This is a genomic window from Kosakonia sp. ML.JS2a, assembly GCF_025642095.1.
In the GTDB taxonomy this organism is placed as follows: domain Bacteria; phylum Pseudomonadota; class Gammaproteobacteria; order Enterobacterales; family Enterobacteriaceae.
The window spans coordinates 4568185-4592169 of record NZ_CP106754.1 but is presented as its reverse complement, the minus strand read 5'-3'; the positions used below and the strand labels follow the sequence as shown (position 1 = coordinate 4592169).

Below are 23985 nucleotides of genomic sequence, written 5' to 3'. Positions count from 1 at the left end.
ACGGAAGGCAAAGCGGTTGAAACCGATTTTCTCATAGTGAAATGTTATTTTTCCGGGTACTGATTTTAAGTCAAATCGCTTTACATAAAGATGCATAATATATTATGCAGATTATTTCGCACAGCCAACTTTATTCCCGCCATATTTAGTAGTTTTCGCCCGGCTGTATTGATTTTATCTTTTGCGACGATAATGTCGTAGGCTCTATTATTTGTTTTCACTTTTTCTGTGAAGATCTTGCACGGATTGCGGTTTATTCGAATGATAAGAATTACACGAACAACTGAGCAAACTTTACAGATCCAGCAGACATTAAATAATTACCCCCTTCTGGCTGATTTACTCCGGCAATATTTGTCTTCCGGCGCACTGTCCCTTTTTGCCCAGCCTGTAATTGCCAGCGATGGCGCTGTCGAATGGTACAGCGAAATTAATGGAAAGCCGACGCCCTGTCAGGCGTTATCTGATAATGAACAGGCGCGGGTTAATACGCTATTAAGCCAGAAGCTGGCTGCCATTACACAGCTGCATCAGCAATTATTACAGACCGGCACGCTCGACGAGAAAAGCCTCGGCATCGTGGCTATAGCCAGCAGACAGCCAGATCCTGCAGCAGTGTGGGCCATCGACGGGCAACCGGTGATCACCTGGTGGCCCGCAGAGCAGGCACCGGTTGTTGCGCCCGTAGTACCGTCCAAACGTCTGCTGTGGCCGTGGTTATTGCTGCTGCTGGCGCTTCTGCTCTTGCTGGCGTTGTTGCTGTTACGCGGCTGCCATGAAGTTGCTGAACCGATCAAACTCCCGGTAGAAAACGCCGAGCCGATTAAACCGCCTGCCAATGCCTCTACGCCGGTTGAGCCAGTCAAACCTGACACACCGGTGACGCCAGCCAAACCCGAGACACCGCCAGCGCCGGTGAAAGCGCTCTGCCCGGCGCAGCGCACACAAACGCAAGCGCCTGAAGTGGTGATAATTCTTGATGCGACGGGCTCCATGGAAGTGAGCATGGAAGCAACCCCGCAAGAGATTGAGCGCTGGGCGCAGGATCGTAGCAGCAGGGATATTTTCCGCGATCCGCAACGCATCGCGCTGGCCCGCACGTCCGCCCGGCAAATTATCGACAGATTGCCGAAGGATATGGGTATCAGTTTGGTGGTTGCCTCAGACTGCCAGCGTGTGACGTCCTCCAGTCCGTTTTCGTTTTCTCAGCGCGAGGCGCTGAAAAAGCAAATCAGCAGTATCCAGCCCGATGGTAAAACCGCGCTGGCGAAGGCGTTGCAGTTGGCGGGCAAACGCGTGGATGGGGTTAATCGCGATGCGATAATTTTATTGATCACCGATGGGGACGAAACCTGCGGCGGCAATCCTTGCGCCGTCGCGCAGCAGCTAAAACGCAACAAACCCCGTCTGCAAATTAACGTGGTGGATATTATGAACACCGGGGCCGGAAATTGTATCGCCAGTGCCACCGGCGGCAGAGTTTATGCGGCCAATACGGCCAAAGATTTTAGTGCGGTAGTGAATAAAGCGATGCAGGAATATATCCCGGAACATTGCGAATAATTGTCGAGGTGTTTTTTTTGTTAACCTGTAAATAGTTTCAGGGTGGGATGGTTTCATTCTTAGGTGATTTTTTTGTGAAAGACAGGGACGTAAAAAATTTAATTTATGGCTAAACCTTCACATCAGCGTGCCGATAAGAAGTGAGATAGAGTCTGGCAAAAAAACTCCCTGAAAATAGCCACGCAGGTCGTGCAGCTCCCAGCTCTTGATAAAAATAAAGCACCTCTTTACTCGTTATTAATTAGCAAGGGCATGCAAACGTGAAAGAAATGTTTTTGTGTAGTGACAGGCTGGACAAATACCAGTCGATGGGTGAAAACGGCCAGGCTGTTCATTTATCGGCACTGCAGTTGCGCGAAACATTGCGCCTGCGTCGTTATGCCGACGTTGCCGATACCCTTGCCATTCCCCAAATCAACGAACATGGCGATCGTATTGATTGGTATGCCCCCTTCGCGGGCGATGTTGTACCGTGGTCAGCGGCGACAGAGAACGAACGCCAGGCGGCGCTCAGCCAACTGGAAATGAACCAGCACGCCCTGCGCAAATTCAGTGACGAGTTACGTCAGCACGATAAGCCAGAACAGCGCCTGTTCGGGCAACTCCTCGAAAAAGCGTTGCAGTTTCCGGATAACCAGCATGTCTGGCTCGTTGGCGGCAAGCCAGTGATCAGTTTCTGGGGATTCGTCAATGCCCGTCACCAGGCCCGTCTCGATCCACTGGATTGCCTGCGTCCGGCCGTATCTGCTGCCCCGTCAGCCGTCGCGCAACCCGCTGTTGAACCCGTGACAACGCCTGTCGCTCCGCAACCGCTCCGGCGCGGCTGGTGGTGGCGTATTCCTGGCTGGCTGCGCTGGCTGCTGCCGTTGCTTCTGCTGTTATTACTGGTGTTATTCTTTTTACGCAGCTGTGTGCCAGGTGTACATATTCCCGGTATCAGCCCGTCGCTGCCGACACCGCCGAATGCACACATCACACCTGACCCGGCACATCAGACAGACAACGTCACGCTGCACCCGGCGGGGGAGAGCGGTGTTGCTCTCTCTGGTGAGCCTGTTGCTCATGCACCCGTGACCGTTGTTGATGGGGCACCTGCCGATGCCGATGCCGATGCCGCGCTGCCCACCGTTGACGGCAGCACGGGTGGCCAGGGGGAGGGGACATTTCCGGCAACCACGGATGATGCCGCCACCGAACCCGCTACTGCGCCAGAGGCCGCTCCCGTTGATCCCGCAATGGCACCCGCCGTTGATCCTGCAACACCCGGCGATGCGCCCTCTGCCAGCGGAAAAACGCCACTCATGCTCCCTCCTGAAGCGCTTGCGCAAGGCAATACGACGTTTCTCAACGGGCGCTGGCATGCCGGCGCCGGCATCCAGGATCAGCGCACCGGCAAGCCGCTGAGTCTCAACTACCAGATTAAAGATGGCAAAGGCGAAGTGCAGATGACGCGCGGCGACGGCGTCTCCTGTCGCGGTGAGGTCAATGCCGCCATTCAGGCCGGGCAACTGGTGCTGAACAACGCAGGTGAGGCGCAGTGCTCAGACGGTTCTGCCTACCGTATGCCGGAAGTGCTGTGTGCGCCAGGCGCGAAGAGCATTGCAGACTGCAAAGGGCGTTATGACGCCAGTACCCTTTTCCCCATTTCGATGAAGCAGGAGGCAGGTAACTAATGCTGGCCGAACCCACTGATTTTAAAAAACAAGTAAAGCTCATTCGCGACAGCGGGATCCAGTTTCTTGATTTCGCCTTCTCTTTACCCGCACGCAAAGCGTATGGCGAGTTTCTCCGCCAGCCGGGTGATGCGGCGGTATTGCGCTTAATTTATAACGAACGGGAAGACAAGTTCCGCATTCCCGCGCCCGATAATGAAGCCGCGCGCTACGCTGAAGCGGAGTATTCTCTGGCGATCGAAGAGTCACTGCGCCTGTATGAAGGCGTCTGGTTGCCGCTGCCCTTTTTCCGCTTTAATCCACCGCGCGCCTTTGCGCAGGGGCCGACCAACTGGTCGCGCGTGCAGTTTCATGCGCTGGACGAACCAGACGAGAAAGGTAACACCTGGCGTGCAACCCTGATTTTTGATACCAAAATCTTCCCCGATCGTGAACACACGCAATACCTTGCGCCTGGTGAGGATGACGTCCGCGCCGGGTCTGGCTTTGCGCTGGCGAGGCACAATCATGAAATGGGAACCTTCCTTGAACTGCCGTGGGTTGAAGAGTGGCTACGCGATGTTTACACCACCCAGGCTACGTCGCGCCTGCGCCAGCATTACGAAGATAACGAAGAGAAACTGGCGCTGAAAGAGCACCAGGCGCACTACCTGAACCTGCTGAGCGCGTTAAGCGACTATATGACGATGCCGGAAGTGCAGGTCAACGATGTCAAAATTCGCGATACCGCCATTCCGGTCGATCTGGTGCTGGATATTGGTAACTCGCGCAGCTGCGGCATCCTGATTGAAGAACATCGCGATGATAACAAAGGGTTATCGCAGCTTTATCTGTTGCAGTTACGCGATCTCAGCCATCCTCAGAACGTTTATAACGAACCTTTTGATAGCCGACTTGAGTTCGCGCAGGCGGAATTTGGCAAACAGGATTTCTCGTTGAAGAGCGGGCGCAGCGATGCGTTTACCTGGCCAACCATTGGCCGCGTGGGGGAAGAGGCGTTTCGCATGGCGGCTCGCCGCTTGGGAACGGAAGGATCCACCGGGATCTCCAGCCCCAAACGCTATTTGTGGGATGATCAACCTTATTCGCCGGGCTGGCGTTTCAGCCAGGCTTTTGTCAAATCAGAACGTGAACCGCTGGCGACTGCCGCGCCGCTGCTCTACATGCTCAACGATCAGGGTAAGTTGTTGATCCGCCTGCCGGAAGACGAGCGGATGCCCGTGTTCTCGCCGATTTACAGCCGCAGCTCACTGATGACGATGATGCTGGCCGAGGTGCTTAGCCAGGCGCTGATGCAGATCAACAGCCCGGCACAGCGTTTGAAAATGAACCACGCCAGCACGCCGCGGCGGCTTCGCAACATCATCATGACGGTACCGCCCGCCATGCCCAAGCCCGAGCGCTCAATCTTTGAAGAGAGCATGCGCGACGCCATTCGTCTGGTGTGGAAATCACTGGGTTGGGAAGACATTGACTACAGCGGCGATGACGACAGCGCCCTGAAGTATCCGCACCCTGGCGTCCACGTCAAATGGGATGAAGCCACCTGTGGGCAACTGGTCTATTTGTACAACGAAACGCAAACCTGTTTTGGTGGCCGTACTGACGAGTTTTTCGCCGCAACCCGGCGCCCGGACAACCAGCCGTCCGAAGGCGACAAACGCAGCCTGAAAGTGGCCTCCATTGATATTGGCGGCGGCACCACCGATCTGGTTATCTCGCGTTATACGCTCGACGACGGTAAAGGCGTTAACGTGCGTATTGAGCCGCAACAGCTGTTCCGTGAAGGTTTTAAAGTGGCGGGGGACGACATCCTGCTGGATGTGATTCAGCTTTACCTGCAACCGGCGGTGAAAGCCGCAATGATCAATGCCGGGCACAGTGACGGATCGGCAGAATCAATGATGTCGCAGCTTTTCGGCAGTGAAGCTATCGACGCCGGTAAACAGGTCTTGCGCCAGCAACTGACACTGCAAGTCTTCGCGCCGCTGGCTCTGGCGATCCTGCATCGCTATGAAGAGTATGAACCGCATACCGGGCGTCAGCTGCTCAACGACAGCTTCCGCGCCTTGCTGGCCGACAATGTGCCGACGCAAAAAGTGCAGAACTACATCAATGATGTAGTGCGCGCCGGGCAATCCGCTGGCGATGTCCCGTTCTCGATCCTGGATGTGCCGCTGGAAGTGGATCTTTCGCGTTTACACAACGAATTTATTGATCCGCGCAGTGGACGCATGAACATTTGCCATAGCCTGCGCGCGCTGTGTGAAGTGCTGTGGCACTACAACTGCGACGTCCTGCTGCTGACTGGCCGTCCGTCACGCCTGCCGGGTATCCAGGCGCTGATCCGCCAGCTTCAGCCCGTTCCCCCTTCACGCGTATTGCCTTTACACGGTTATGAAACCGGCGGCTGGTACCCGTTCAATAAGAAAGGGCGCATTGACGATCCGAAATCGACGGCGGTAGTTGGCGCGATGCTGTGCCTGCTGGCGGAAAATTCGCGTCTTAATAACTTCTATTTCCGCACGGCGAATTTCAAACCGTACTCGACCATACGCTACATGGGCATTCTTGACAGTAACAACATCATCAAGGACAGCAACGTGGTCTGGCGCGATATCAACCTGGATGAAGACGGTTTCCAACTCAGCCAGGAGCAGGTGCTGGAGGCGCGCGGCGAGTTGCGTATTGGCTTCCGTCAACTGGACAACGAACGCTGGCCTGCTTCGGCACTGTATACCCTGAAAATCACCAAGCCCGCACTGGCCAGCGAACTGGCTGGCGATGCGGTGATGCATATTCGCCTGAAGGCGGAGTCTGGGCGTGCGCGTAGCGGCGAGCCTGCTGTTAGCCCGGAAAAATTCAAACTTGAATCGCTGGAAATGGTGAATGCACAGCGCAATTACGGGCGTGGTGATGTGACATTCCAATTGAATACGCTGGTCGGCAATGGGTTGGGTGAAACGCATTACTGGCTGGACAGCGGGAGTATTAAAAGCTGATGAGCACCAATAAAACCGAACAGATTATTCAAGGGTGGCAGGGCGTTGAAGCCGGTGCCACTCAGGCTATCGACTGGATTGCTGCAGTACGCCAGGATGCGCCGCGCCTGAACACCGAAGCGGATAATTTGACCCTTAACTTACGCCGCAGCCGCAACAAAGCGCGTCGTCTGGCGCACGCCGCCGCCCGGCCAATGACCATTGGTTTCTTTGGGTTGTCGCAGGCAGGAAAGTCCTACCTGATATCTGCGCTGGCGGCGGGCGAAAACGGCAAGCTGGAGACGCAGCTTGGCGGGCAGCAACTGGATTTTATCAGCCATATCAACCCACCCGGCGGCGGAAAAGAAGCCACCGGCCTGGTCACGCGCTTTAGCCGCCAGCCTTGCGGCGGTGATGTACAGTCGCCGGTCACCTTGCAGCTGTTCAGTGAATGCGAAATGGGGAAAATCCTCGCCAATGCGTTTATTCACGATTTCGACCAGGAAAAACTGAACTGGCAATTCAGTGAAGGGCAGATCGCCGAACTACTCAGCACGCTCAACAAGCGCCGTTTGCCGCAGCGTGTACCCGGCATTAGCGAAGATGATGTGGTTTCGCTGTGGGATTACACCACTCGCCATGCCGCGCGCAGCCAGGGGCATCTGGCCCTGCGTTACTGGCCGCAGGCTGTATCGATGGCACCGTGGTTATCGCTGGACGATCGTGGTCTGCTGTTCTCAGTATTGTGGGGGCAAATCAGTGAACTGACCGAAGCCTATGTCCGCTTTGCGCGCACATTGCAAAGCCTCGGCGGGGCGCTCGAGGTCTGGGCGCCACTCAGCACGCTGGTGCATGAAGAAAACGGCGTGCTGGTGCAGAAAGACAGCATCATGAACGTGGACATGCTGGGGCGTCTCAACCGCGATACGGATAAGCGTGTCGACGTGCGTCCGGTGCAGGCAGGCGTGGCTGGTGCGGCAGTGAGCATTTCGCTGGCCGAGCTGACGGCGCTCACCGTTGAGTTGAATATTCCGCTGCTGGCCGCCACGCGTGAGCAACTGTTTGAAGAGGTCGACTTACTCGATTTTCCCGGGTATCGCGGCCGTATGAGCATTCAATCCATGGCCGACAGCCGCCGGGCCGACCCTGGTGACACTGATAATCCGCTGGCGCAGCTGATCCTGCGCGGCAAAGTGGCCTATCTGTTCGAGCGTTACACCGATAACCAAGAGATGAACGTGCTGGTGGTGTGTACCGCGTCGAATAAGCAGTCCGACGTGAAAGAGGTGAGTGGCGTCCTGAGTGAATGGATCAAACATACTCAGGGGAACGATGCAGCAGCGCGCAGCCGCCGTTTGCCGGGCCTGGTATGGGCTTTAACCATGTTTGATATTCGTATCACGCAAAATTTAAACCTCGATGAAGCCCTGCTCCGTCAGTCCTGGGGGCTGGGCGGCATGATCAAAATGGCGATTACCGAACGTTTCGGCCATTGCGAGTGGCTGCAAGAGTGGCAGCCTGGACAGGCGTTTAACAACACCTTCCTGGTGCGAAAACCCCGCCAGCCAACACCGTTTATTCGTATAAGCGGTGGGGATGAAGCCGCGTTTGATGAGGAGTGCACGCCGCAGCTTGAACTGATGCGCAAAACCTTCCTGGAAGATGAGGCAATAGCCCGTTATATCGCACAGCCGGAAGAGGCCTGGCGCGCCATGATGAGCCTCAACGATGGCGGTATGCGTCGGATGGCCGACTATCTTGGACGTGCTGCCCGCCCTGAAGTGAAGCTGGAACGTATTGGCGAACAGCTAGAAGAGATGCGTGACGAGCTGGCTGGCGGCGGTCTGGGTAAGTGGTATCAGCCGGATGGCGAAGAAGAAGTCGCTAAAAAAGCGCGCATCGCAGATGAAATCCTCAGCACGCTGAAAAAACGCAGCGGTATGCATGGCGAACTGCTGGCGCAACTGGTGCCTTCACGTCAGGCGCTGCGTGAACTCTATATGCAGCAAACGATAGTCGAAACTACGCATGAGGAGGAACAGGCTTCCTCGCCGTTTGATATTGGCGTTGAAGATGCCTTTATCAGCGATGCGCCTGCTGCCACCACTCACAGCCACGAACGGGCATTTGCCCGACAGGCGCTGCAGCACTGGGTTAACCATTTGCGCAGCCTGCCTGAAGATTCCACCCTGCTCAACTACATCAAGTTACCGCGCCCGGTGATCGAGTCGCTGGTGGATGAACTGATCAGCGGCATTCTGCGTTTGCGGGTGGAAACCGTGCTTGAGTCGACGCTGGCCAATACCGAACAGGCGGGTGTGCGCCGTGAACGGATGGTGGATCGTCAGGTTTCGCGCGTGCTGCATGTGATGGGGGATTTCATCACCTGGCTGGGTTACCAGGCCGTGCCGGAAGCCAAACGGCCAGCACGACCCAATGCCCCGGAGCAGCCGATTTTCTCGCGTCCGGCGCAGTGCAGCACGGTAGCATGGGCGGAAAATGATCGCCTCGCTCGCCTCACGCCGCAGCAGCTTAACTACAGCGTCATTTTTATTGTCGACTGGCTGGTGGGCCTGGAAGAGTTGATCAAAGAGAACGCCGGGCATTCCGCCGGGCGTGAAATTAGCGTGGCGCAGAACGAACAACTGGGCGCGATTATTCACCTTATTAAGACCGGGCAGGAGTAAGCCGTTGTGATTAAACCCGAATTAAAACCACTCCAGCCCGTGATGCCGGGCCATGCTCGTCTGCTGTTAAAAGCGTGGCATGGCGAGCTGAACGGCGTGCTGATTTCGGTTCAGCGTAACCAGGATCAGTTGTATCTCGACAATAACGGCCAGTGGGTCAGCGGCGAGGTATTCCTTGCACTGCCGACCTTAAGCCAGGTCGAGGATAACCCCGAAGTGCAGATTGGCCCGCTGCTGATTGATTCGCTACTGGCGAACCGTCAGGCGGCCTATCGCTTGATTGCCAAAGACGACAGCACCCGCGATATGGGCGTGTTAATGATCCCGGACGGGCTTTTAAGCTCGCAGGCCGGGGGCGAAAACCAGTTGCCGGTCAGTGTCCATTCCCTGGCGGAGGCGGCACCCGCGCCGGTGGTTACCGAGGCGGTTGAAGCGCCTGCGCCGACGCCGGAACTGGTTAACACGCCAGAACCGCCACCTTCTGTTACGCCGAAGAAAAACCTGTTGCCGGTGATCATTGCGGTTGTCCTGCTACTGCTGATTATCGCCGGGGCTGCCGCTTGGTGGTTCCTGCGGGCACCAGCCGAGCCGCCAGCGGCGGCAACACCTGCACCTGCGGCAACACCGGCACCTGCCGTGCAGGCCAGCGGCCCGTGCAGCGATGGAACAATGAGCAGCCAGAACGATCTCGATTTTGTGAAAGGGTGCCTGCGTAGCCAGCCAAGTGGCGCGCAAGTGCTGAGCATTATTGACAAAGCGAAGACGGCAAAACGTTGTGATATTGCGCAGCGTTTGTATGCCTATAAAGCGCAGTCCGGCGATACGCAGATCGCGCTGCGTTATGCCCAGGAATACGACCCGAAAACGGCGGCACAGGGCGGTTGCTTTAGTGCCGATCCGCAAACCGCGATCTACTGGTACGAGAGTGTGGTGACTCAGGATCCACAAAATAATGAGGCCAAAGCGCGTTTAGCCGAGCTGAAAAAATAGGATTTCAGAATGAAAAACATGCACGGGTTCTGCGCGGCGTTATGTGCCGCAGCGTTGAGTTTGCCTGCCGTTGCTGCCGATCAAAAACCGCTCCTGCAAGAAGGAAAGCACGCGTTGTACCAGCGCGTGTTGACCTATCCTGGCTGTGAGCTGGCAAGTAAACCGGGTGAGGCAGGCAAAGAGCAGCCTGCTTTTAGCCGCTTTTACGTTTACCAGCGAAGCCAGCAGGCCAATGACGAGTGGCTGGAAGTCGGGCCGGACAGCTTTGGCCACGTATCGGGCTGGCTGAAATCCGCCTGCACGGTTGAGTGGAAAATGCAGCTGACGCTGGCTTTTACCAACCCGGCGGGCCGCAACCCGATGCTGTTTTTCCGTGATAAAACCGACATCGAAAAGATCCTCAATAATGAAAAGCCCGCAGCGGTACTCGATCCCATTCTTAGCGACCTGAAGAGGCAGAGACCGGTGCCTCAGGTGCTGGCGCGCGAGCCGGAATATATGGTGGATCAGCAGAAGAACTTTTATTTGCTGCCGGTGCTGGGCTCTGACGATGTCTTTACCGATACCGGTTTTCAGGTGCGTTTGTTGAACGTGGCCTCGGTCAGCGAAAAGGCGAAAGCTGGCAGCGCGGCGAAAGCCAACGCCAGTGATGAGAAAAACATGATGACCGGCTTTACCGCTTCTGTCGTCTTTGTGATCGATTCCACCATCTCGATGGGGCCTTACATCGACCGCACGAAAGAGGCGATCGATAAGGTTTACAAGCGCATTGAAAAGGAAAATCTGCAGGACAAGGTGAAATTCGGTCTTGTGGCTTACCGCTCTAATGTGAAGGCTGCGCCGGGGCTGGAATATGAGAGCAAAATGTTTGTCGATCCTAACAAGGTGAAAGATGGCAAAGATTTTCTGGCAAAAGTGCATGATTTGAAGCAGGCGACTGTTTCCAGTAGCAAAGTCGATGAAGACGCCTACGGCGGCGTAATGATGGCGCTGGATAAGGTCGACTGGACGCAATTTGGCGCGCGCTATGTGGTGTTAATCACCGATGCGGGGGCGCTGGATGGCACCGATAAACTCTCCTCGACCCACCTCGATGCAGCGCAAATCCGCCAGGAAGCGGCTTATCGCGGCGTGGCGCTGTATGCCATGCATTTAAAAACCCCGTCCGGTGCGAAGAATCACGCCTCGGCGGAAGCCCAGTACCGTGATTTAACGCTGAACCCGTTCCTGCATAAGCCGCTGTACTACCCGATTGATTCCGGTGATGTGAATAACTTTGGCCAGATGGTCGACAGCCTGGCGGATGCGATTACCGGGCAGATCAAAACGGCCTGGAGTGGTGAAGAGACGGCTGGTAGTGCGCTGGGCGCCAGTGCCGATTACGGCAAGAGTAACGCCGCGCCGTTGTTAAGTGACGCGGAGAAACTCAGTAAGGCAATGCGCCTGGCGTACCTTGGTGAGAAACAAGGCACGCAAGCGCCACCGGTATTCAAGTCATGGATCAGCGATCGCGATCTGGTTAATCAGAATGTGCCCGCCACGGAAGTGCGCGTTCTGCTGACCAAAAGCGAACTGAGCGACTTAAGCGATGTGCTGAAGAAAATCGTCGATGCTGCTAATGAAGGGATGATCTCACCGGATGATATGTTTGCCAGCCTGCGCTCTCTGGCTGCCACGATGGGTAACGATCCGACCCAGGCCAAAGGCAAAAGCGCTACCCGCTTGGGCGAAATGGGATTGCTGGGCGAGTACATCGATGGCCTGCCTTATCTCAGTGAAGTGCTGAGTCTGGATGAAGAAACATGGAAAAGCTGGGATGGCCTGGAGCAGGAACGGTTTATTCGCCGCCTGAACACCAAGCTTAATTACTACCAGCGCTATAACCAGGATGTGGATCGCTGGATTGCCCTCGCGCCGGACAGCGACCCGCGCGATAACGTCTACCCGGTACCGCTGGAAAACCTCCCCTGATGTTGGTCATCCGGGATCTGTCCATTCGGCGCGGCGGGGCAAGCGGCTATAAGGTGACGCTGCCGGACATGACGCTGGCGAACGGCGACATGGTGGCGCTTACCGGCCCCAGCGGTTGCGGTAAAAGCACGCTGCTTGAAGTGATCGGCGCGATTTTGCGTCCTGATCGGCTGGGCGAATATCGGCTGGGTAACCCTCCGCGCGATATTGCCGGGCCATTACTGGCCGAAAATGAGGTATTGCTGGCGGATATCCGCGCCCGCGAACTGGGGTTTGTACTGCAAAATGGCGGCTTATTGCCATGGTTATCGGTGTCGCACAATATCACGCTGACGCGTCGTCTGGTTGGCATGACGGCACACTCGGCGTGGCTTGAAACAGCGATTACCCAGCTTGGCGTGACGCCACTGCTAAACAAAATGCCTGCGCAGCTCTCTATTGGCGAACGCCAGCGCGTGGCCTTTGTGCGAGCGATTGCGCACCAGCCGCGTTTGCTGCTGGCGGATGAGCCGACCGCGGCGCTGGATCCGGACAATGCTTCGCGCCTGTTTTCATTGATGGTAGAGATGGTGCGATCGCTGGATATGGCCGCCATTGTTGTCAGCCATGACTGGCAGCGGGTGTCGGATTTTGGGCTGCGCTGTTACCGCGCCACGACCACGGAGGGGCACAGTGTTTTCTCGCCAGTCTGATACCGCCTCGCGCGGGCTGCTGTTGCAGATGGCGCTGCGCGATCTGATCCATGATCGCAAGGTCGCCCTATGTATTATTTTTTCGCTGATCGCGGTGATCGCGCCGCTGCTGCTGCTGTTTGGGCTGAAAAATGGCATTGTCAGCCATCTGCGCCACGATCTGCTGGATGATCCCCGCACCCGTGAAGTGCGTATGACCGGAAACGGCAGTTATGATCTGCCGTGGCTCGCGCAACTGGCGCAGCGCCCGGAAGTGGGCTTCTCAATTCCTCTGACCCGTTCACTCAATACGCAGGCGGATCTGGTCCGCGACAGCCAGCATTTTGCGGCGGGCGCGGAAGTGATCCCCACCGCGGCCGGCGATCCGCTGCTGGCGGGCGCGATCCTGCCAACGCAGGAGGATGATATTGTGCTGAGCGCCAGTGCAGCCAGCCACCTCAATGTGCAGGCGGGGGACGAAATACGGCTGGTGGTATCGCGCAAACTGGCGGGCGTTAACCAGCGAGTGAATAAAGTGGTGCGGGTCACTAGCGTGCTGGCAGAGTCCAGGTTCAGCCGGGCCGCGGCGTTTATTTCATTGCCGTTACTGGTCGCGCTGGAAGATTATCGCGACGGCTTTCAGGTTGCCTCGCTGGGCGTCAGCGACGGCGAGCCGACACGCGAACGCAGCCGTTTCTCTCGCGCCAGAGTGTATGCCCGCACCATTGATGATGTTGCGCCGCTGGCGAACTGGCTGGAGCAGCAGCACATTGAAATAGTGACGCAGTCTGCCCAAATTGAAGCCGTGCGCGCCATTGACCGCGTGCTGGGAGTGATTTTCGCGGTGATTGCGTGGATCTCGGCAACGGGCAGTATTGCTTCGCTGGTTGGGGCGTTTATCGCCAATATTGATCGCAAACGAAAAGATATGGCCGTGCTACGGCTGCTGGGGTTCCGGCGGCATGCGGTAACGATCTTTATCGTAATCCAGGCGCTGTGCCTGACCGGGGGCGCGTTCTGCGCCGGGCTGGTGCTCTATTTCCTCGGCAGCACTGTTTTTAACCACCTTTTGGGGGCGTCATTACCCGATCAGGCTTTTGTCTGCCATCTGGCGCCGATGCATTTTATTACCGCTTTAGTGAGCGTACTGGTGGTTGCCCTGGGTGTGGCGGCCATTGGCGCGTTGCGCGCATTAAAGATCGATCCTGCGGAGAGTCTACGTGAAATCTAATTGTCTTGCGGGCCTGGTGCTGGCCACGCTCGGGTATGCCTGCACGGCGCAGGCAAGCTGGGATGAAAAATACTGGAACCCCAAACCGTTGCCTGACGATGTGATTCTGCCCATGCCGTGCGAAGGCGCAATGGCGTTTCGTAAGGTGGCTATTCCTCTGGATAAACCGCTGGAAGATTACAACGTGACGCTGGGACAGGAGGGCGACGAATGGGGATATCTGGAGCAGTCCCGGCAGGAGCATATCGCCGGGAGTTTCGCGGGGGATGGTAAAGAAAAAGGCCGTTACTACCTGATCGCAAAATATGAGCTAAGCGACTTACAGGCACATGCCATCAATGGTGAATGTGCCGCGCCGGATATGAAAGGTCGGCTGCCGAAAGTCAGCCTCGGTTGGATGGGGGCAATGGAGCTGGCCAACAAATACAACCTTTGGTTACGTAAAGAGAAACCAGAGGCGCTGCCAAAAGATGACGGGCAGCCAGGGTTTGTACGCCTGCCAACAGAAACCGAATGGGAATTTGCCGCCCGTGGTGGGCTTGCGGTCTCGCCGTCGGAGTTTCGCGATCAGCGCTTCCCCATGCCAGAAGGGCTAAATGGCTATGTGTGGTTTGCTGGTGCACAGTCCGCGAACGGCAAATTGCAGCTTAGCGGCTTGTTGAAACCCAACCCACTTGGGCTGTACGACATATTAGGCAACGCCGCTGAAATGATGTTTGAACCCTTCCGTCTGAATAAGCTGGACCGTCAACACGGTAAAGCGGGCGGCTATGTGGTGCGCGGCGGCAGTTTCTTAACTCCGCAGGGCGATATTCGCACCTCGTTGCGTGGCGAGGAGCCTTACTACGCTGGCAAAGACGAGAACGCCAATAAAACCATTGGTATGCGTTTCGTTCTGGTTTCGCCAACTTTAACGTCCCGCGATCGCATTAAAGAAATCGAGAAAGAGTGGCAGTCGCTGGGCAGTGAGAAAAAAACGGCCGCGCAAAAAACACCGACCGATTCGCTGCAAAACCTGAATGCCATTTCTGAAAAAGTGCAGGATGACGGGCTGAAAAAACAACTTGAACAACTGCGCAGCGAACTACGGGCGAATAACCAACTGCGTGATGAACAACGCGATCAGGCAGTGCGCACCTCGCTGCAATTGGGGGCGTTTCTGTGTACCAAGATGAAAGATGATGGTGAGTTTTATGATCGCCTGACCCAGTTGTATGAAAAAACCTGTGCCGCCGGGAGCGCGGTTGATGCGAACTGCTCTCGCCGTCAGGAACAGTTGGATCAGCATAAAAAAGCCCTCGATTTTATTACCAGCTACTACGCCGATACGGTGGTGGATATGGGCACCACGTACAGTAAAGAGATCATTGCGCCGCAGATAACGGTCGTGCAGCAGCAACTGGCCGCACGTGGAAAAACCAATCTGAACGGCTATCTGAATACCTGGTGGGACAATCTTCAAGGGTATTTGAAGAATGGCAAAGTCACGCGTGACGCCTGGCTTGCCGCATGTAAGCAAAATAACTAAAGCAAGCAGGAGTCATTGGAATGATTACGTTAAGAGCATTACGTACAGCGATGGTGGCAGGTTTAATTGTGGCGCTGGCCGGTTGTCAGAGCACCGGTGGTACGGGCAGCAGCAATGGTTCTGTCGATCCTCGCCTGGCGAATAACCAGGACGTTGAGTTTTTTAATAAATCTGGCTGGCAGGCTTGCGCAGGCGGTGCTGCTTTAGGCGCGCTGGCGTGTGCGGTGAGTAACTCCAGTAATAAAGCACTCTGTATTGCAGCTGCGGCGATTGCTGGCTGCGGTGTGGGTGTGGGCGCTAACGCCTATCTGGATAATCAGCGTAAAAAGTATGCGTCCCAGGAACAGCAGCTGAATGCGGCCATTAAAGATATTCAGACTGAGAACCAGAAAATCCAGAATGCGACCAACGTGGCGAAAAGCGTGATCGCCAGTGACAAACAGACGCTGGATAAGCTGAATAAAGACATCGCGGCCAAAACCGCCAAAAAAGAAGACGTGCAAAAACAGGTTAAAAGCGTGGATGCCAACATTGCTTACCTGCGTAACACCATTGCAGACATGAAAAAACATGAGAAGCAGTGGCAGGATGTGTCCAGCGGGATTGGCAAAAGCGGTGCAGAAACGAAAAAACTGGACGGCGAAATTGCCGAAATGCACGCCAAAATCAACTCGCTGCAACAGGATCTGGACAGCCTTTACACCCAACGTACTGCGCTGAAAGTCAGTTAAGGAGAACAGAATGCGTTATGTATTGCTGGTGGTGGCTTCGGTCTTATTAGCGGGTTGCGCGACCAATGCGCGCGATTGCGATCCGACGACAGGCGATGTCAGCATTGTCACCAAATTTAACTGCAACTATTCCGGTACCTGGGATAAGCGCGTGGAGGAGAAGAAAAATACGCTCCAGCACGAGCAGGCGCTGAATAAAGAGTTTAAGGCGGTGTATGACGCTATTGAGCAGGAAAAAGCGCAAAGCAACGCCAGCGTAGCCAGTAAGCGTAAGTCTCAGCAGGCGCTGGAGCGTTCGTTGAATAACCTTGTGGTGCAGTTAAAGTCAAAGATGCAGGGTAAAGCTGCCGCCCAGAAAGAGTTGGCGAATCTGGAAAAAAGCATGAAAGAGGCACAGAACCAGCCTTCGGCCTCTGTAATGCAAAAACAGATGGAACTGCAAAAATTGCAGGATCAGGTAACGCAGCTCCAGCAAACGCTTGATAGTCAATAATCTTTTCCCCACGCGCGCTGGCGGGTGGGGGATCTTACCGGAGTGATTGCAATGAAACGATTCCCTGTTGCAGCCGGGGCGATGATGCTGATAGCTGGGCTGAGTTGCGCTCATGCTGCACCGCCGGAACCCGAGTTACTTTTTAATTGCGATTTGACGAACGGCAAATCTGTCACTGTTCGCGTGGACAATGACGTTCCTGCCTATTCTTATGGCTCCATTGAAAAGCTGGAGATGGCCTTGCCGAAAATCACCGGCGATAAAAGGCAGGTGCGCGTAGGGAAAATGGCGTTTTCCGGCGGCGGTGCGAGCTGGTACCGTTTTATTAATGGGCGCTACAGCTATGTGGTGTATAGCGGTATCGGGAAAGGCTGGGAATTTACCGGCTTAAAAGTCTACCAGGGGCAAAAATTGATCATGAAGAAAGCCTGCCAGCAAGGTGGTTTTCTGTCGAATCCGTATCAAGGTGAGAACCTGGTGAACGATGCTGATACCGGTGACGATGGCACCTATGGCTATGCAGAGTAAGTCGGGAGGTGGTGGTGGCTAAGTTGACGCTACAGCGCGCGGTAACGATGGCGTTTACGCTTGTGCTGGCGGGGCAGATTGCCGCAAGCCAGGCGGAAAACCAGCGCTATATCAGCATTCGCAATACGGACAGTGTCTGGATGCCGGGAAATATTTGTGCGCTACAGTTCCGGCTGGATAACGGCGGTAACGGCGAGGCATTTAATCATCTGGCAATTACGCTGCGCTTGAAAGATAAAACCGGCAAAACGGTGAGCGAAGGCGTCATGCAGGTTGAGCCTTTTGGCGACAGCGACGCAACACGCTCACAAAACGCCTTTCTGGAAAGCGAATGCCAGGAGGACGCCAGCCAGATTGAGATTGTCCAGGCAACGGAAGAGGTTAACGGCCAGCCGATGGCCTTACCGTTAACGATGTTTGATCCGCAGTTTTATCAGCCGCTGGCGATTAAAGTGGCTAAATGATTTTGCTGTGGCTGGGACGCCCAGTGCTGGGCGTCCTGCCTTTCATCAGAAATCCATCTTCACCGTAAACTGCACTTCGCGCGGGTCGCCAATCTGGTTACCCAGGTTATTGGTGGCGATAGACGAGGTGTAATAGGTCTTATCGAAGATGTTTTTCAGGTTTACCTGTAAGGTTACCGGATATTGCAGTTTCATTTTGTAAGCGGCAAACGCATCGGCAACAAAGTAGCCCGGCAGGTAGTAATCTGCGCCGTTGGTGGCTGAACGGCGGCTTACACCGTGGCCACCGCCGCCAAGGGTCAGCGTATTCCCGGCAAACACATTATTAATGTCGTACGTCAGGAACAGGGAACCGGTGTGGCGCGGAACGTTCGGCAGCGGTTTACCTGCATAGTCCGGGTCTTCCAACACTTTGGCTGCGGTGTAGCTGTAGCTGGCGATCATATTCATGTTCGGCGTCAGCGAACCGGCCAGATCCATCTCCACGCCCTGCGAGCGTACGCGACCGGCGGTTTTCGCTACCGTTTCATCACCCACGATCTCGCTATACAGCACGTTGCGCTTATGGATATCAAATGCAGTGATATTGGCAGTAACACCGTCGAACAGGTCAAATTTCGCGCCCACTTCGTAAGACGTTGACGTCTCCGGCGGCAGATCGCCAATATAGCTGGCGATAGACGACTGCGGCATAAACGCTTTCGCCACGTTGCCGAACAGCGAAACCGACGGCGTCAGCTTGTACACCAGGCCGAATTTCGGCGTCCATTTCTCGTCGCTGCTGTCGGTATTGACGTTGAACGGGCGGCCCTTGCCCGCATACTGCGTGTAGTACTGATAACGCATCCCGGCTACGGCGATCCATTTGTCGGTCAGGTACAGCGCGTCCTGCGCATAGGCCGAGTAACTCTCCTGCTTAATGGTCTGATCGCTGTCGGACGCAGAAACCGACGTACACTTACTGGCGTTGCCGTAGGTCGGGTTGTAGATATTGAAATCTTTGACGTTTTTACAGCGGATCATGTCAGTACGCAGCAGATCGTAATATTCATACGACACACCCGTCAGGATCTCATTGTAGAAGCCGCCGATATCCACATTCCCTTGCAGATCCGCCCGCGTGCTGTGCATGCGCTGGGTCGAACCCTGGGTTGCGTCGACGCGGCGGGTCAGGTTGCCGGTTTTCGCATCGTAGGCAATTACGCGCGACTGGTTGTCGCTGTACTTATCCTGGCTGTAACCGTACTCGACTTTCCCGGTCCATGCGCTGTTGAAGCGGTACTCGGCATTTAATTGCGCGATGTCGGATTCGCCATCGGTGATGTTAAACGGTTCATCAAAACGGGTTTTTCTGTCGACGTTCACCGCCTGTTTGGTGGTCAGATCGAAGATGGTGCCACGATCGAACGGTGTCTGATAATCGCGATGTGAATACATCACGTTGACGGTGGCGTTATCACCAAACCAGGTCAACGACGGGGCGATAAAGGTGCTTTTTTCTTTGCCGAAACTGCGCCAGTAATCTTCATTCTGGTACTCGCCAATCAGGCGATACGCCAGCCGCGTTCCTTCAATCGGACCGGTGACGTCAAACTGCCCGGTGCCGCCGCCGAAACTGGAAGAGGTGGCCGAGATCGAGCCGCCAAAAGTGGTTTCCGGGCGTTTAGTGACAACATTGATAAGCCCGCCGGGATCGAGGATCCCGTACAGCGTGGAAGCCGGGCCTTTCAGCACTTCCACACGCGACGTGGCGGCATTAAAGCTGCGTGGCACCACGGTGCGCAGGCCGTTGGTCATGATGGAGCCATCGCGGTTGGCGCCAAATCCCCGGCGGACAAACGCATCCTGCGTACCGCCCAGTGTGTTGGTCTGCACCACGTTACTGACGTTGTACAGCGCTTCATCGAGGCTGGTGGCGTGCTGATCTTCCAGCACTTCATCACTCACGGTGTTAACCACCTGCGGGATATCCAGCATCGGCATTGAGGTCAGCGTAGCGGTGGAGGTATTCAGCGGTTGGTAGCCGGATGTCGCCTGTTTATCGGCGGAGGAGGCGTCTGCCAGCACCGTAAGAGTATCGCCATCGCTGGTCTGATCGGTTTTGGTCGCCGCGTGTGTAAATGGAGTGAAGACCGATCCCAAAAAGATCGCGGAGAACAGCGCGCGACCTTTCAGCCCGGAGATACAACGAGTTAACTCAGCCATGTAATCTACTTTCCCGAAAGGATCCTGCGAGCCACGCAGGAGTGAACGTTTTTTTAGTAATTGCTCTTTTGCATCAATCTATCCGTTAGCCAGTGCTGTGGCATCAGATATGTAATTGAGAATCATTCAATCATGGCGTTTTGTAGTAGTAAATGGAAAAAGAAAGAATTTCGCTACAGCGCTTCTCTGCGTCAAATAAGCCGGTTGAGATCCAAACTTTCAATATCTAATTATTTGAATATAAAAAGATAAATTTAAAATCGTCAGATGGGTTTCTGTTGTAGTGACAGCCCTGAAAACGTTGCGTGTTTATCTCATCATCAGGCTTGACTACTACAGTGGCAAACGGCAATATCGAAAAGAGAATGATATTTATTTTTATTTGTAAGGGTAGCGCGCGTCATGCCACAGCCAGTGGAAAATCTAACCGCAGAACAAGGGATCGTACTGGAGGCGTTATCCGCGGGCTATCACCAACAGGTTATCGTCGACAATATCAACCTGACCATCCCCGCCGGGAAGATGACTGTGCTGGTGGGGGCGAACGGTTCAGGCAAATCCACGCTGCTTGGCACCATTGCCCGCATGCTGAAACCGCTTGGCGGCAGCGTGCTGCTTGATGGCAAAGACATTCACCAACAGCCGACCAAAGCCGTCTCCCGTCAGTTAGGCATTTTGCCGCAGTCGCCGATTGTGCCGGAAGGGCTCACCGTGTTTGAGCTGGTGTCGCGCGGGCGTTTTCCGTGGCAGAGCTTTATGCGCCAGTGGTCGGAAGACGATGAGCTGGCGGTACTGGAAGCGCTCAACCTTACCGGGACCGCCGGGTTTGCCCATCAGCCTGTCGACAGCCTCTCCGGCGGGCAACGCCAGCGCTGCTGGATCGCGATGGCTCTGGCGCAGCAAACGCCGGTGATCCTGCTGGATGAACCCACCACCTTTCTCGATCTGCGCTACCAGGTGGAGATCCTCGAACTGCTGCATTCGCTGACGCGCCATCATCAACGGACAGTCGTGGTGGTGTTGCATGATCTTAACTTTGCGGTGAACTACGCCGACACGCTGGTGTTTCTCAAACAGGGGCGCTTACAGGGCGTACTCCACGAAGGGGATAACTGCACACCAGAGCTGATCAAAAGCGTCTTCGATGTTGACGTGCAGATGTCGGTGAACCCGCTAACCGGAAAACCCTTCTTTATGCCCTTCCGTAAACCTCACGGAGACGGCGCGTGAGCGCTGTGCCGCTTGCCGCCCGCCGACGTTCCGGGCGTACAGGGATGACGTTTGTCGTGTTACTGCTGCTGTTGCTGGCCGCGGGGATTGCGCATCTGGGGCTGGGCGCGCGTTATATTGCGCCGCCTGTGGTTATCCGGGCGCTGGTGGATTTTGATGCCCGCAATTTCGATCATCGCGTGATCGTCAGCCTGCGCCTGCTGCGTCTGGTCGCGGCGCTGTTTACCGGCGCGGCGCTGGGTGTTGCCGGGGCGCTGTTGCAGTCGGTGATCCGCAACCCATTAGGCGAACCGCATATCCTCGGCCTCAATGCCGGCGCGGCGCTGGCCGTGGTGGCGACCACTGCGCTGGGCGTCAGCCTTGGGGAGTCCCCTTTCAGCCGCCCGCTGATTGCCGCAGGCGGCGCTGCGGCGCTCTTCTCGCTGGTGATGGCACTCTCTGCGGCGGGGCGTGCGGGGTTTACGCCGATGAAAGTGACGCTCTGCGGCGTGGCGCTGTCGACATTCGCCTCCTCCATTACTGCGGCGATCCTGATCCTTGATGAACAAACGCTGTTGAGCATGCGCACCTGGCTGGCGGGGGATCTCGCCGGGCTGAACTGGGCGTTGATTCAGCATGCGGCTTTCGCCGCGCTGGCCGGGTTTGCGCTGGCGCTCTGGCTGTCGCCATCGCTGAATATGCTGGCGCTGGGCGACAGCATGGCGCGTGGTCTGGGGGTGTCGCTGGCGCGCACCCGCGTGCTGTCGCTGCTGGCTATTGCGCTGCTGTGCGGTGCGGCGGTGTCGGTAGCCGGTCCCATCGGTTTTATCGGCCTGGTGGTGCCGCATATGGTGCGTCGGTTTGCCGGGGACGATTTGCGCGCCGTGGTGCCGCTGTCGGCGCTGGGTGGCGCGTTACTGTTATTACTGGCGGATATCGCCGCCCGGATGTTGCTGTCGCCGCAGGAACTGGCGACGGGCGTGATGACCGCGCTGGTTGGTGCGCCGCTGTTTATTGTGCTGGCGGCGAGGTTCTTTAAATGAAGGGAAGGCTTCACCACACCGGTTTGCGTGGCGTGCGCATCGGCGGTTTTTCCCGTTTGTTACGCCCGCAAGCACTGTTCTGGCTTACCGGGCTTGGCGTGCTGGCGCTGGTGCTGCTGCTCTGTGGCGTCACGCAAGGTTCGTTACCCGTGCCGGCATCGGCAATAGGTCGCGCGCTGTTTTACCCCGCAACGCTTAGCGCAGAGCAACAGTATGTGGTGTGGGATATTCGTTTTCCCCGGGTACTGATGGCGCTGTTGTGCGGCGCGATGCTCGGTATGGCGGGGGCGGCGATGCAGTCGATAACCCGTAACGGGCTGGCGGATCCGGGGCTGATTGGCGTGAAAGAGGGGGCCAGCGTGGTGGTATTAACGCTGGTGCTTGCTTTCCCTGCGGTAGGGTTGGTGTGGCGTCCGCTGGCGGGTATGGCGGGCGCTCTGCTGGCGGCAGGGCTGGTTATGGGACTGGCGCGGGATGTTTCGCGCCCGCGTTTTGTCTTGCTGGGGATTGGCGTCTCCTGGACCTTTGCCGCCGGTATCGGCGTGTTTATGACCACCGCCGATGTGCGCGATGTACAAACCGCGATGATGTGGCTGGCGGGAAGTCTGCATGCCGCCACCTGGCCGCTGCTGGTGGTCGCGCTGTGCTGGGTGCTGCCTGCAACGTTGATCCTGCTGTTAACGGCGCGCGCTGCCGATGTGGCGTTGCTGGGAAAGCAGGCCGCAACCGGCCTCGGCGTCCGCCTGGCGCGACTTGAACTGCTGCGCATTATCGCCCCGGTGTTGCTGACCGCCGCCACGGTTTCCTGCGTCGGCAGCATGGGATTTGTTGGTCTGATTGCCCCGCATATGGCGCGCTTTCTGCTACGCGGCGGACAGCGCGCGTTGCTGTGGGGCAGCGCCATGCTGGGCGGCTTGCTGGTATTGCTGGCGGACTCGATCGGTCGGCTGGCCTTTGCACCGTTGCAAATTCCCGCCGGGATTGTGATTTCGCTGGTCGGCGGGCCATTTTTCCTGTTGCTGCTGTGGCAGCGGCGGGATCGTTTATAGATCCTGAGGAGCCGTATGCGCTTACTTCTTTCACTTTTGCTGCTGGTGGGGCTAAGCGTCAGCGCCGCACAACCGACACAGGCTTTTACCGATGATCTGGGCCGTGTGGTCACCGTGCCGCTGCACCCAACGCGGATCGTTTCTCTGCACGATCTCGACATCACCATCCCGCTGATCGAACTCGGCGTCCCGCCGGTGGCCAGTCACGGGCGTACCCGCCCGGACGGAACGCATACGCTGCGCTCCAGCGCCATGTTGACCGGGGTCGACTTTGATAACGCGGACATAAAATTTATCGGCTCGGTGGATATTGATATTGAAGCGGTTGCTGCGGCGAAGCCGGATTTGATCATTACCGAACCCAGCCGTAATACGCCGGTTGAGCAACTGGAGAAGATCGCCCCGACGGTGAGCATCGATCATCTGGACGGCGGCGCGCCGCAGATTTACCGCAAACTGGCGCAACTGACCGGCACGCAGGCCAGGCTGGCGATCCTTGAGCGGCGTTACCAGGCGCAGATCGCGGCGCTGAAACAGACCATCGACACCCGCAATATTACCGTGTCGGTTATCCAGGCGAATAACGGCAAAATCAACGCCATGCACAGTTACCACTCTCTGGGGCGCGTATTGCGCGATGCCGGTTTCCGTTTCCCACCGCTTATTGAGAGCATCCCTGACGGCGGGCGCATTGACGTCAGTGCGGAACGCCTGCCGGAGCTGGACGCGGATTTTGTGTTTGCTACCTGGCGTGGCGATACCGGCGGTAAACCGCAGGATGAGGTTGCAGCGATGGATGCCGTGATGCCGGGCTGGTGCGATTTTCTTAATGCCTGCCGTAGCGGGCGCTATGTGCTGATCTCGCGTGAAGAGGCGATCTCCAACTCCTTTGCTTCGCTGAGTCTGATGGTGGCGCAGGTGCAATCGCAGATTGCCGGGCGGCCGCTGCCAGTGACGAAATAAGGGCA

18 protein-coding genes are annotated in these 23985 nt (G+C 56.4%); 17 read left to right on the top strand and 1 reads right to left on the bottom strand.

Annotation, left to right across the window (positions count from 1 at the left end):
- Positions 1-261: 261 nt before the first annotated feature.
- The 13 genes from N7922_RS21660 (at position 262) to N7922_RS21600 (ending at position 17511) form a co-directional block, all read left to right on the top strand.
- Positions 262-1563 (top strand): VWA domain-containing protein, encoded by a 1302-nt coding sequence (locus N7922_RS21660; protein ID WP_263098215.1) that lies wholly within the window; start codon positions 262-264, stop codon positions 1561-1563.
- A gap of 269 nt (positions 1564-1832) precedes the next feature.
- The gene (locus tag N7922_RS21655) at positions 1833-3236 is read left to right on the top strand and encodes an SrfA family protein (RefSeq protein ID WP_263100976.1); all 1404 of its coding nucleotides are present in this window, start codon (positions 1833-1835) and stop codon (positions 3234-3236) included.
- Positions 3236-6238, top strand: coding sequence for a virulence factor SrfB (locus N7922_RS21650; RefSeq protein ID WP_263098214.1), 3003 nt, complete (start codon positions 3236-3238; stop codon positions 6236-6238). Before N7922_RS21655 ends, N7922_RS21650 begins: the two co-directional genes overlap by 1 nt.
- Positions 6238-8904 (top strand): putative virulence factor, encoded by a 2667-nt coding sequence (locus N7922_RS21645; protein ID WP_263098213.1) that lies wholly within the window; start codon positions 6238-6240, stop codon positions 8902-8904. Before N7922_RS21650 ends, N7922_RS21645 begins: the two co-directional genes overlap by 1 nt.
- A 6-nt stretch (positions 8905-8910) precedes the next feature.
- Positions 8911-9894, top strand: a complete 984-nt coding sequence (locus N7922_RS21640) for a hypothetical protein (RefSeq protein WP_263098212.1) — start codon at positions 8911-8913, stop codon at positions 9892-9894.
- Positions 9895-9903: 9 nt separating this feature from the next.
- A complete protein-coding gene (locus N7922_RS21635) occupies positions 9904-11865 on the top strand; it encodes a vWA domain-containing protein (RefSeq protein WP_263098211.1) in 1962 nt (653 codons plus the stop codon).
- On the top strand, positions 11865-12557 hold the full coding sequence (locus tag N7922_RS21630) for an ABC transporter ATP-binding protein (protein WP_263098210.1): 693 nt from the start codon (positions 11865-11867) through the stop codon (positions 12555-12557). The genes N7922_RS21635 and N7922_RS21630 overlap by 1 nt, the downstream gene beginning before the upstream one ends.
- Positions 12538-13767, top strand: coding sequence for an ABC transporter permease (locus N7922_RS21625; protein ID WP_263098209.1), 1230 nt, complete (start codon positions 12538-12540; stop codon positions 13765-13767). Before N7922_RS21630 ends, N7922_RS21625 begins: the two co-directional genes overlap by 20 nt.
- Positions 13757-15295: a formylglycine-generating enzyme family protein gene (locus N7922_RS21620; RefSeq protein ID WP_263098208.1), complete on the top strand. Its 1539-nt coding sequence runs from the start codon at positions 13757-13759 to the stop codon at positions 15293-15295. The genes N7922_RS21625 and N7922_RS21620 overlap by 11 nt, the downstream gene beginning before the upstream one ends.
- A gap of 20 nt (positions 15296-15315) precedes the next feature.
- Entirely contained in the window at positions 15316-16026 is a 711-nt protein-coding gene (locus N7922_RS21615) for a hypothetical protein (protein ID WP_134318913.1), read from the top strand.
- Between the two features lie 10 nt (positions 16027-16036).
- Entirely contained in the window at positions 16037-16519 is a 483-nt protein-coding gene (locus N7922_RS21610; RefSeq protein WP_263098207.1) for a hypothetical protein, read from the top strand.
- Positions 16520-16570: 51 nt separating this feature from the next.
- Complete coding sequence (locus tag N7922_RS21605; RefSeq protein ID WP_263098206.1) at positions 16571-17047, top strand: hypothetical protein; 477 nt, start codon at positions 16571-16573, stop codon at positions 17045-17047.
- A 47-nt stretch (positions 17048-17094) separates the two neighbouring features.
- Complete coding sequence (locus N7922_RS21600; protein WP_263100975.1) at positions 17095-17511, top strand: IrmA family protein; 417 nt, start codon at positions 17095-17097, stop codon at positions 17509-17511.
- A gap of 45 nt (positions 17512-17556) precedes the next feature.
- Here N7922_RS21600 and N7922_RS21595 read toward each other — a convergent pair whose 3' ends face one another.
- Complete coding sequence (locus N7922_RS21595; RefSeq protein ID WP_263098205.1) at positions 17557-19716, bottom strand: TonB-dependent siderophore receptor; 2160 nt, start codon at positions 19714-19716, stop codon at positions 17557-17559.
- Positions 19717-20118: 402 nt separating this feature from the next.
- On the opposite strand from N7922_RS21595, the gene N7922_RS21590 reads away from it, so the two are divergent.
- Genes N7922_RS21590 through N7922_RS21575 form a run of 4 tightly spaced genes read left to right on the top strand, consistent with a single transcriptional unit; the run spans position 20119 to position 23980 of the window.
- Entirely contained in the window at positions 20119-20946 is an 828-nt protein-coding gene (locus N7922_RS21590; RefSeq protein ID WP_263098204.1) for an ABC transporter ATP-binding protein, read from the top strand.
- The gene (locus N7922_RS21585) at positions 20943-21968 is read left to right on the top strand and encodes a FecCD family ABC transporter permease (RefSeq protein WP_411554158.1); all 1026 of its coding nucleotides are present in this window, start codon (positions 20943-20945) and stop codon (positions 21966-21968) included. The genes N7922_RS21590 and N7922_RS21585 overlap by 4 nt, the downstream gene beginning before the upstream one ends.
- Positions 21965-23017: a FecCD family ABC transporter permease gene (locus tag N7922_RS21580; protein ID WP_263098203.1), complete on the top strand. Its 1053-nt coding sequence runs from the start codon at positions 21965-21967 to the stop codon at positions 23015-23017. Before N7922_RS21585 ends, N7922_RS21580 begins: the two co-directional genes overlap by 4 nt.
- Before the next feature lie 15 nt (positions 23018-23032).
- Positions 23033-23980, top strand: coding sequence for an iron-siderophore ABC transporter substrate-binding protein (locus tag N7922_RS21575; protein ID WP_263098202.1), 948 nt, complete (start codon positions 23033-23035; stop codon positions 23978-23980).
- The last annotated feature ends 5 nt before the right edge of the window (positions 23981-23985 follow it).

What these genes read in the sequence shown, in the direction of transcription:
- N7922_RS21660 (WP_263098215.1), top strand. Translation starts at nt 262, where the DNA reads ATGATAAGAATTACACGAACAACTGAGCAAACTTTACAGATCCAGCAG.
- N7922_RS21655 (WP_263100976.1), top strand. Translation starts at nt 1,833, where the DNA reads ATGTTTTTGTGTAGTGACAGGCTGGACAAATACCAGTCGATGGGTGAA.
- N7922_RS21650 (WP_263098214.1), top strand. Translation starts at nt 3,236, where the DNA reads ATGCTGGCCGAACCCACTGATTTTAAAAAACAAGTAAAGCTCATTCGC.
- N7922_RS21645 (WP_263098213.1), top strand. Translation starts at nt 6,238, where the DNA reads ATGAGCACCAATAAAACCGAACAGATTATTCAAGGGTGGCAGGGCGTT.
- N7922_RS21635 (WP_263098211.1), top strand. Translation starts at nt 9,904, where the DNA reads ATGAAAAACATGCACGGGTTCTGCGCGGCGTTATGTGCCGCAGCGTTG.
- N7922_RS21630 (WP_263098210.1), top strand. Translation starts at nt 11,865, where the DNA reads ATGTTGGTCATCCGGGATCTGTCCATTCGGCGCGGCGGGGCAAGCGGC.
- N7922_RS21615 (WP_134318913.1), top strand. Translation starts at nt 15,316, where the DNA reads ATGATTACGTTAAGAGCATTACGTACAGCGATGGTGGCAGGTTTAATT.
- N7922_RS21610 (WP_263098207.1), top strand. Translation starts at nt 16,037, where the DNA reads ATGCGTTATGTATTGCTGGTGGTGGCTTCGGTCTTATTAGCGGGTTGC.
- N7922_RS21605 (WP_263098206.1), top strand. Translation starts at nt 16,571, where the DNA reads ATGAAACGATTCCCTGTTGCAGCCGGGGCGATGATGCTGATAGCTGGG.
- N7922_RS21600 (WP_263100975.1), top strand. Translation starts at nt 17,095, where the DNA reads ATGGCGTTTACGCTTGTGCTGGCGGGGCAGATTGCCGCAAGCCAGGCG.
- N7922_RS21595 (WP_263098205.1), bottom strand. Translation starts at nt 19,716, where the DNA reads ATGGCTGAGTTAACTCGTTGTATCTCCGGGCTGAAAGGTCGCGCGCTG.
- N7922_RS21590 (WP_263098204.1), top strand. Translation starts at nt 20,119, where the DNA reads ATGCCACAGCCAGTGGAAAATCTAACCGCAGAACAAGGGATCGTACTG.
- N7922_RS21580 (WP_263098203.1), top strand. Translation starts at nt 21,965, where the DNA reads ATGAAGGGAAGGCTTCACCACACCGGTTTGCGTGGCGTGCGCATCGGC.
- N7922_RS21575 (WP_263098202.1), top strand. Translation starts at nt 23,033, where the DNA reads ATGCGCTTACTTCTTTCACTTTTGCTGCTGGTGGGGCTAAGCGTCAGC.